This is a genomic window from Streptomyces sp. NPDC054872 (assembly GCF_053610705.1).
In genome coordinates this window covers 57,645-66,113 of the sequence record NZ_JBSGYY010000051.1, presented here as the reverse complement: position 1 = coordinate 66,113, position 8,469 = coordinate 57,645, and the positions used below count along the sequence as shown (strand labels likewise).

The following is an 8,469-nucleotide window of genomic DNA, read 5'->3' as shown; positions in this document are numbered from 1 at the left end:
GGGGCCACCTTCTGGTGGCCCCCGCTTCCCGTCGTACTCAGCCGCTGTGGCCCGAAGCCTCCTCCACCAGCGCCGTCTGCATCAGACGCTCACGCCGCCGGGCGATGTGCAGGGCACGGCCCGGAGGCAGGTTGCGGGGTTTCGCGTTGCCGAAGAGGCGGCCCTCGGTGGGCGGGCAGGACAGCAGGACGGCGGGGTTGTTGGCCTCGTCGAGACGGCGCATGAGCGCGTCGCTGAGACCGCGACCCGCGCCCATGGCGCTGCGGGCGACGATGAGGTGCAGACCCGTCTCGAAGCCCAGGGTCAGATGCTCGAAGAGGGGCTCGAAGGGACTCTGGAAGGAGTTGCCCGAGACCATGTCGTAGTCGTCGACCAGGATGAACAGGCGAGGCCCCGTCCACCAGTCGCACTGACGCATGCGGCCGGGGGCGATGTCGGCGCCCGGGATACGGGTCTTGATCGCGCGGGCCGCGCCGTCGACGGTCTCCTTGAGGTTGTCCAGGGAGATCACATGCCCGATGCGGTACTCCTCGGGGATGGTGTCCACCAGGGTGCGCCGGTAGTCCACCGCGATGATCTTCGCCTCGTTGGGCGCGTAGCGGGCGGTGATGCCCGCCGTGATGCGCCGCAGCATATTCGTCTTGCCGCTCTCGGTGTCGCCGACCACGATCAGGTGCGGGGTGCGGCTGAAGTCGTGCCAGACCGGTTCCAGGGCGTCCTGGTCGATCCCGAGCGGGAGGCGCATGCCGCCGCCCTCGGTGGCCTCGGGCGCGGGGAGTTCGGCCAGCGGCAGGCGGTGCGGCAGCATCCGTACCTGCGGGGCGGGAGCGCCCGACCAGTGCCGGGCGACCTCGGCGACCAGATGGGCGACGCCGTCGCCGAGATCCTCCAGGGAGCCGCTCCCGTCGAGGCGGGGCAGCCCGGCCAGGAAGTGCATCTTGCTGTCCGCGGTGATGCCGCGACCGCCGCTGCGCGGCACCGAGCGCGCCTTGCGGGTGTCGATCTCGGAGTCCATCGGATCACCCATCCGCAGTTCCAGGCGGGTGGCGGCCTGGTCACGGACCTGGGCGGAGAGCTCCACCCAGCGGGTGGTGGTGATGAGCAGGTGGATGCCGTAGTTGAGGCCGCGGGCGGCCAGTTCGTTGAACTTGGGGATCAGGTCGTCGTAGTCCTGACGGACCGTGGACCAGCCGTCGACGACCATGAACACGTCGCCGAAGGGCTCGTCGGGGAACTCCCCGGCGGCCCGGCGCCGCCGGTAGGACTGCATGGAGTCCAGGGTGTGGTCGACGAAGAACTGCTCGCGGCGGGCCAGCAGCGTCATCACCTCGGCGACAGCCCGGTACACGCGCTCCGGGTTGAGCCGCGCGGCGACCCCGCCGACATGGGGGAGCCCGCCGAGCTGCGAGAGCCCGCCGCCGCCGAAGTCCAGGCAGTAGAACTGGACCTCGGCCGGGGTGTGCGTCAGGGCCAGGGCGCCGATCAGGGTGCGGGCCAGGGTGGACTTGCCGCTCTGCGAACCGCCCGCGATGGCGACATGGCCGCCGGCCCCGGACAGGTCGACCACCAGTGGGTCGCGGCGCTGCTCGAAGGGCTTGTCCACCAGGCCGACCGGGACGCGCAGCTTGCCGGTGCCCGGCCAGCAGTCCGCGGTCAGTCCGCGCTCGGGGTCGGGGGCGACGCCGGAGAGCAGGGCATCGAGGGGCGCGGGCTCGGCGAGCGGCGGCAGCCATACCCGGTGGGCGGCCGGACCGGAGTCGCGCAGCCGGTCAAGGGCGACATCGAGCAGGGTCTCCTCGGGGCCGTTCTCCTCGGTCTCCGGCTCCGGGTCGGGCGCCGCCTCCAGGGTGCGCGGCACCACCCAGCCGCTGGTCCAGGGCACCACCTGACTGGCGACGCGGGCCTGTACGACCGCGCCGGTGCGGCGCGCGTAGGTGCCGGAGGAGTAGGCGGCGCGGAAGCGGGTCAGGGCCTCCACACCGGACTTCAGGAAGCCGCTGCCGGGCTGGGCCGGCAACTGGTAGGCGTCCGGCACACCGAGAACGCCCCGGCTCTCCATCGCCGAGAAGGTGCGCAGACCGATGCGGTACGAGAGGTGGCTCTCCAGTTGGTGCATGCGGCCCTCGTCCAGGCGCTGCGAGGCAAGCAGCAGGTGCACGCCGAGGGAGCGTCCGAGGCGGCCGATCATCACGAACAGGTCCATGAACTCCCGGTGCGCGGAGAGCAGTTCGCTGAACTCGTCGACCACCACGAACAGGCTGGGCAGCGGGGCGAGGTCGGCGCCGCCGGCCCGGGCCCGCTCGTACTCCAGGGCGGAGGTGTAGTTGCCGGCCGAGCGCAGCAGTTCCTGGCGGCGCATGAGTTCGCCGTGCAGGGCGTCCTGCATGCGTTCCACCAGGGCGACCTCGTCGGCGAGGTTGGTGATGACGGCGGAGGTATGGGGGAGTTCCTCCAGGCCCAGGAAGGTGGCGCCGCCCTTGAAGTCGACCAGGATGAAGTTGAGGGTCTCGGAGGAGTTGGTCAGGGCCAGGCCCAGGACGAGGGTGCGCAGGAGTTCGCTCTTGCCGGAGCCGGTGGCGCCGATGAGCATGCCGTGCGGGCCCATGCCGCCCTGCGCGGACTCCTTGATGTCCAGTTCCACCGGGCGGCCGTCCACGCCGACGGCGATGGGCACCCGCAGGCGGGCGGAGCCGGTGTTGCGGTCGAAGAGTGCCTGCGGGTCGTGGCGGTGCAGGTCGGGGATGCCGAGCAGGGTGGTCAGTTCGACGTCGGAGTCCAGCGGCTGCGCGATGTCGCTGCCCAGGCTGATACGGCGGCTGGTGAGCAGTCGGGCCAGTGACTCGGCGCCGTGCGGGCCGAGCCGGTCGGGGCGGCCCAGGGGGACGGAGCGTTCCTTGCGGCTGCGGTCGGTGCGTACCAGGCTGACCTGGTCGGGCCCGGTGGTCAGCCGCAGCGTGTTGCGGCCGGGGCGCCAGCGCAGCGCCCCGGAGACGTCCAGGATCAGGGCGTTGCGGTAGCCGTGGCCCGCCCAGCGGTGGCCCTCGGGGACGGTGACGCCGTCCAGGACGACGACCGTGTAGGGCTCGTCACGGCCGGGGCGGGCGTCGGGGTCGAAGCCGGGGCGTTCGGCGAACTCGGCGCCAAGCAGGTCGTCGAGCTCGGTGAGGTCGGCGGTGATGCGGCGGACCTGGCCCGCGCCGTCCTCCTCGTAGGGGTGCAAGGTGTGCGGCAGCCACTTGGCCCACTCCCAGTCGGGGCGGCGCTCGTCGCTGACGCAGAAGGCGATCCACAGCTCCTCGGGCGCGTGGAACACCGCGAGCTGGCCGAGCATGGCGCGGACCAGGGCGCGTACCTCTTCGCTCCCCGCGGTTTGGCTCCCCGCACTCTGTTCGGCGCTCTCCTCGGCGGCTTCCTCGGCGCGGAGCAGGACCCTGGCGGAGGAGCGCAGGTAGAGCCCGAGGGGCTGTCCCGGGATCGTGGAGTAGGCGCGGATGAAGCGGCGCAGGGCGTGCGCGCAGAGGGGTTCGAGGTCCTCCACCGGGCGGGTGGACACCGGGTTGAGGGCGAGCGCGAGCTGCTGTTCGCCGACCGCGAGCCGGATCTCGCCGAAGTCCTCGTCGGCCGGGCGGCGTTCCCACAGCCGTGAGGTGCGGGCCAGGGAGCGCAGCGAGGCGGGCTCCGGGTGACGCCAGGCCAGCGCGCGCTGCTGCTCGACGATGGTGGCCCGGACGCGCTTGCGGGTCTGGGCCAAGTAGCGGAGGTAGTCGCGGCGTTCGCCCTTCAGGCGCTGCTTGCGCTCGCTGGAGCGGCGCATGAGCTGACCGAGGAGCATGGCGCCGGCGGAGAGCGCCATGACGCCCATCGCCAGATACATGAAGACGCCGTTGCCTCCGCCGGGGCGCAGGAACATCAGCATCATCGACACGGACATGAGCGCCATCGGGAGATAAGTCCATATGGCCGAGGTGTCCGGAACCGTCTCGGCGAGGACCGGCGGTTCCTGAAGGGTCAATTGTCCCTCGGGCATCTCCGGTCCGCGTCTGCGGGCCGGACGGCGAAACAGCACCACACTCAAGGAACAGAACCTCCGCTTTTACTGGCTTTCAGGCCCGCGGCGAATACCGGGGCGCTCGGTCACGGAAAGACCGCACCACGCTGATTCTCCGGCACCCGCATGACGCGATGAACGCCGGGTGAATGGTTCGGGAGGATAGCGGGGGAGAGGCAACTCCCGTGACGGACAACGGGGAGAGACAACTCCCTTGGCCGGCAACTCTCTTCGGGCCCCTTCCGGACAATGCGTCCGGACCGCAGCACGACCCGGTGGGCGTAGGCAGTAGTCTGCATTCACGGAACGTGCCCTGTCCATGCGGGGAGGTGTTCGCGGTTCGCGCGGACTCAATTCTCCTGTCCGGCACCCACGTTCCCGGCCGCGCGGGTCTTCCGTACTATTCGCGCGTCCTCACTCCCGGGGAAGTCCTCCCGGCAAAGCCTCCACGGAAGACGAGAGTTCAGCTGATGACCGACAGTGCGGTGGCCGAACTGTGCCGCCTGACCGTACGTGCGCCGAGCGTGTCCGTCGATCTGGCCGTGCCCGCCGATGTGCCGGTCGCCGACCTCCTGCCCACGCTGCTGCGCTACGTCGGCGAGGAGGCCGAGGAGGCGGGCCTCGACCACGCCGGCTGGGTGCTGCAGCGGCTCGGCGACGCCCCGCTCGACGAGGAGGCCACCCTCGCCCGGGCCGGGCTCGCCGACGGAGACGTGCTCTACCTGCGCCCGCACACCGAGGCGCTGCCCGAGGCGCGCCTCGACGACCTGGTGGACGGGATAGCCGACACCGCGGGCCGGAAGCTGCACACCTGGCATGCCGGAGCGGCCCGCGGACTCCTGGTGGGCACCGCGGTGGCGACCGTGGCGGCCGCCCTCGTGCTGGTGCTCTGGCCCGGGGTCAGCGACTCCGGTTCCCTGCGGGCCGCCTGCGCGGCCGTGGCCGGGCTGCTGCTCCTCGCGGGCGCGGGTTCGGCGAGCCGCGCGGTCGGCGACCGCCTCTCCGCGACCGCGCTCGGCCTCCTTGTCGCCCCCTGCCTGGCCCTGGCGGGCTGGCTGCTGCCCGGCGGCGAGCTGAGCGGCCCGGACGCGGTGAAAGTCGCGGGAGCGCGGCTGCTGGCGGCGGGCGCGGCGGGCGCGGGCGGCGCGGTCCTCGCCCTTGCCGCCACCGCGGTCGGCGCCCCGGCCCTCCTCGCCACCGCCCTGGTGTCGGTGGCGACCGCGATCGCCGGCGCCCTGATGGGCTACAGCGGCCTCGGCGCCCCGGCCGCGGTGGCACTGGTGGCGACGTTCGTCACGCTCGCCGCCGGAGCGGTGGCCCCCTTCGCCTTCAAGCTGGCCGGCCTGCGGCTGCCCGCGCTGCCCTCCACCGCCGGTCAGCTCCAGGAGGGCATCGACCCCTACGCGGGCGACGAGGTCGCCCAGCGCACCGAGCTGGCCGGCCGCTGGGTCACCGCGCTGTTCGCCGCCACCGGCACCATCGCCGCGGCCGCCCTGATCGTCCTCACCCACCGCCCCGGCCTGCCCGCGGTCCTCACCTCCCTCGTCCTGAGCCTGCTGCTGCTCCTGCACTGCCGCGGTCTCGTCCACATCGGGCAGCGGCTGACCCTGGCCGTCCCCGGCGTCTGGGGACTGCTGCTGCTCGCCCGCGCCTGGGCGATCGACAGCGACGCCAACGGCCGCCTGGTGGTCTTCGCGGTGCTGTTCGCCGCGGCCGCCGGACTCGTCGTCGCCGCCTGGACGGTGCCGGGACGCCGGATGCTGCCGTACTGGGGGCGTGCGGGAGAACTGGCGCACACCCTCTTCGCCGTGGCGCTGCTGCCGCTCAGCTGCTGGGTCGCGGGGCTCTTCGGCTGGCTGCGCGGCCTGTTCGGCTGAGCACACCCGCCCACCGGGAAGCCCCACGGGCACCCGCCCGCCGGGACACGGAGCCCGCCCGCCGGGACACCGAGCCCGCCCGCCGGACACGGACAAGGAGTCGTAGGAGAGGCCGTGCAGTCCAAACGAGACCAGGTACACGCCCACAGTTTCATGATGGGCAGACTCAGTTCGGGCCTGCTCACGGCCGACCCCGACGCCCCGGAGAGCCCCCTCGGACGCACCACCCGCGGCGTGATCTTCGGCGTCCTTGTGACCGTCCTGATCGGCGCGGGCGCCGTCGTCTACGGCCTGCTGCGCCCCGGCGGCAACGACACCTGGCGCGACGGCAAGCACCTGGTGGTCAACAGCGACACCGGCGCCCGCTATCTGTGGACCGACACCGACGGCGTCCTGCACCCGGTGCGCAACTACGCGTCCGCGCGGCTGATCGGTGGCAACGACCTGGCGGCCGTCGACGTCCGCACCGCCTCCCTGAAGGACGTCCCGGTGGGCAGCGCGGTCGGTATACCCGGCCTGCCCGACACCGTGCCAGGGCCCGGCGAACTCGACTCCGGCGCCTGGCACATGTGTGTCACCGGGGCCGGTGGTGCGCTGCCCGACACCTCCGGCGCCGTGACGGACACCGGCGTGAACAAACCGGGGGCCACCAGCATCGTGGCCGGGGCGCCGCTGGAATCCCAGGGCGTCGACAGCGACCGCGGGGTCCTCGTACGCGGCCCGGACGGCACCGAGTACCTGGTGTGGCGCGGCAGCCGGCTGGCCCTCGACCGTGCGTCCGACGCCCGCAACGCGCTCGGATACGGCTCCAAGGAGCCCATGCCGGTCTCCGCGGCCTTCCTGGACGCGCTGGCTCCCGGCCCGGCCCTGAGCCCGCCCAAGGTGCCCGGCCGCGGCGAGAAGGGCCCCGAACTCGGCGGCGAGGCCAGCCGGATCGGCCAGGTCTTCAAGGTCAGCGTGCCCGGCGGCGGCAGCACCTACCACCTGCTGCGCAAGGACGGCACGGTGCCGCTGACCCGGCTCGGTGCCGCCCTGGTGCTCGGCGACCCGGCCACCCAGAAGGACGCCTACCAGGGGGAGTCCCCCGAGGTGCGCACGGTCGGCGCGGCCGTGCTGCGCGAACACCGGGCGGAGAATCCGGGCCCTGCCGCCTCCGCGGAACTCCCGGACGCGCCGCCGACCCCGCAGACCGCGCCGCGCGGCAGCGCACTGTGCGCGCAGGTGGACGGCGGTGACGGCGGCGCCCGGATCCGTTCCGTGCTGGTCCCGCTGACCCGGCTCGCCCCGGTCGCGGTGTCGGACGACACCGCGCGGCCGTTGAGCCCGGCCTGCGTCCCGACCGACGCCACCGTCGTACGACCCGGTCGCGGCGCCCTGGTCAGGGCCCTGCACGCGAGCGGCGCCGCACACGGCGGGACCACGTACCTGGTCGCGGAGAACGGCGTGAAGTACCGCGTCCCGGACAAGAACGCACTGGCCGCCCTCGGTTACGGCGCCGGGGACATCGGCTCGGTCCCGGCACCGCTGCTCGCGGCCTTCCCGACCGGCGCGGACCTCGATTCCGCCGCCGCGTCCGGCGCCGCGAAGCCGAAGGTGACGGCTCCGGCGTGCGGTACCGCCGAACGGCCGGAGAGGGGCGGTGAGCGTGACGGCGCGGACAAGACGGGCACCGCATCGCGCGGTTGACACACCATGCGGATTCCGGCAAGGCGCCCATAGCGTGCCGAAGAAAATAAATGGGGACGATCGCGGGGAAAAGTCGGGCCGAATGCGGCCCTGCCGCTGCGAATTCGATGCAGGCGGCGGCGACTTCAGGGTGGCGGATACGCGGGCGAAGCTCAGGAGAAGCTCAGATGTTTCCGACGGCGCTGTCGGCGCAATTCCGCGGGCAAGGCCGGAAACAAGGCTTTCCCCTTGCCCGTTCGGCCACTTCGCGTGCCCGCCTTCCGCCCGTTTCACGGGCCGACCGGTCGAAGTCCCGCATCGCGCCACTCCGCACGGCCCGGTGCGGCTGTTCATCCCGCTGCAATCTTTGGACAACTCCGTTGCCACACGGCTGAATTCAACTGGTCGGCCGATGCTCAGATCTTCCCCGCTCGCGTTGCGCGGAACGCTGGGTTCTCTCTAGCCTCAGCAACAACGGTGCGATGAACGCGCCTGAACGAAAGGAGCGCGTCATGCCGGACAGCGGCGCAAGGAAAGCGGATTATGCCAAGGGTCTGGGAGGCGTCTCCTCCCTGGAGTCGGCCCGGGACCAGGTCGAGAAGGTGCAGAACAACGTCGCCGAGATCGCCGCGCGTTCGGGCGTCGGCGGCGACGAGGGCCAGGCCCTCCTGAAGCTCTTCCGCAGCTGGAACACCGAGGCGCAGAAGGTCGTCGTCCAGATCAGCACGATGGTCGACGCGCTCCAGGAGAACGTGACCTCCGCCAACCGCCTGGCGAAGGAGAACCAGGACCTGACCGAGGTCCTGAACAGCAAGACCAGCCAGGGTGTCTTCGAAGCACTGAGCTGACCCCCACCGCGGTACCGGCCCCTTCCGCGCG

General features: G+C 72.3%; 4 protein-coding genes. 3 read left to right on the top strand and 1 reads right to left on the bottom strand.

Annotated elements, in window-relative coordinates; all coding sequences use genetic code 11:
* Nucleotides 1-37: 37 nt before the first annotated feature.
* Nucleotides 38-4,027, bottom strand: coding sequence for a type VII secretion protein EccCa (gene eccCa, locus ACWGIH_RS39130; protein ID WP_453449041.1), 3,990 nt, complete (start codon nucleotides 4,025-4,027; stop codon nucleotides 38-40).
* A gap of 491 nt (nucleotides 4,028-4,518) precedes the next feature.
* Here eccCa and eccD point away from each other — a divergent pair, with 491 nt between their 5' ends.
* The 3 genes from eccD (at nucleotide 4,519) to ACWGIH_RS39115 (ending at nucleotide 8,438) form a co-directional block, all read left to right on the top strand.
* On the top strand, nucleotides 4,519-5,925 hold the full coding sequence (gene eccD / locus ACWGIH_RS39125; RefSeq protein WP_453449040.1) for a type VII secretion integral membrane protein EccD: 1,407 nt from the start codon (nucleotides 4,519-4,521) through the stop codon (nucleotides 5,923-5,925).
* A 114-nt stretch (nucleotides 5,926-6,039) separates the two neighbouring features.
* Nucleotides 6,040-7,611, top strand: coding sequence for a type VII secretion protein EccB (gene eccB, locus ACWGIH_RS39120; protein ID WP_453449039.1), 1,572 nt, complete (start codon nucleotides 6,040-6,042; stop codon nucleotides 7,609-7,611).
* A 491-nt stretch (nucleotides 7,612-8,102) separates the two neighbouring features.
* Entirely contained in the window at nucleotides 8,103-8,438 is a 336-nt protein-coding gene (locus ACWGIH_RS39115) for a hypothetical protein (protein ID WP_453449038.1), read from the top strand.
* The last annotated feature ends 31 nt before the right edge of the window (nucleotides 8,439-8,469 follow it).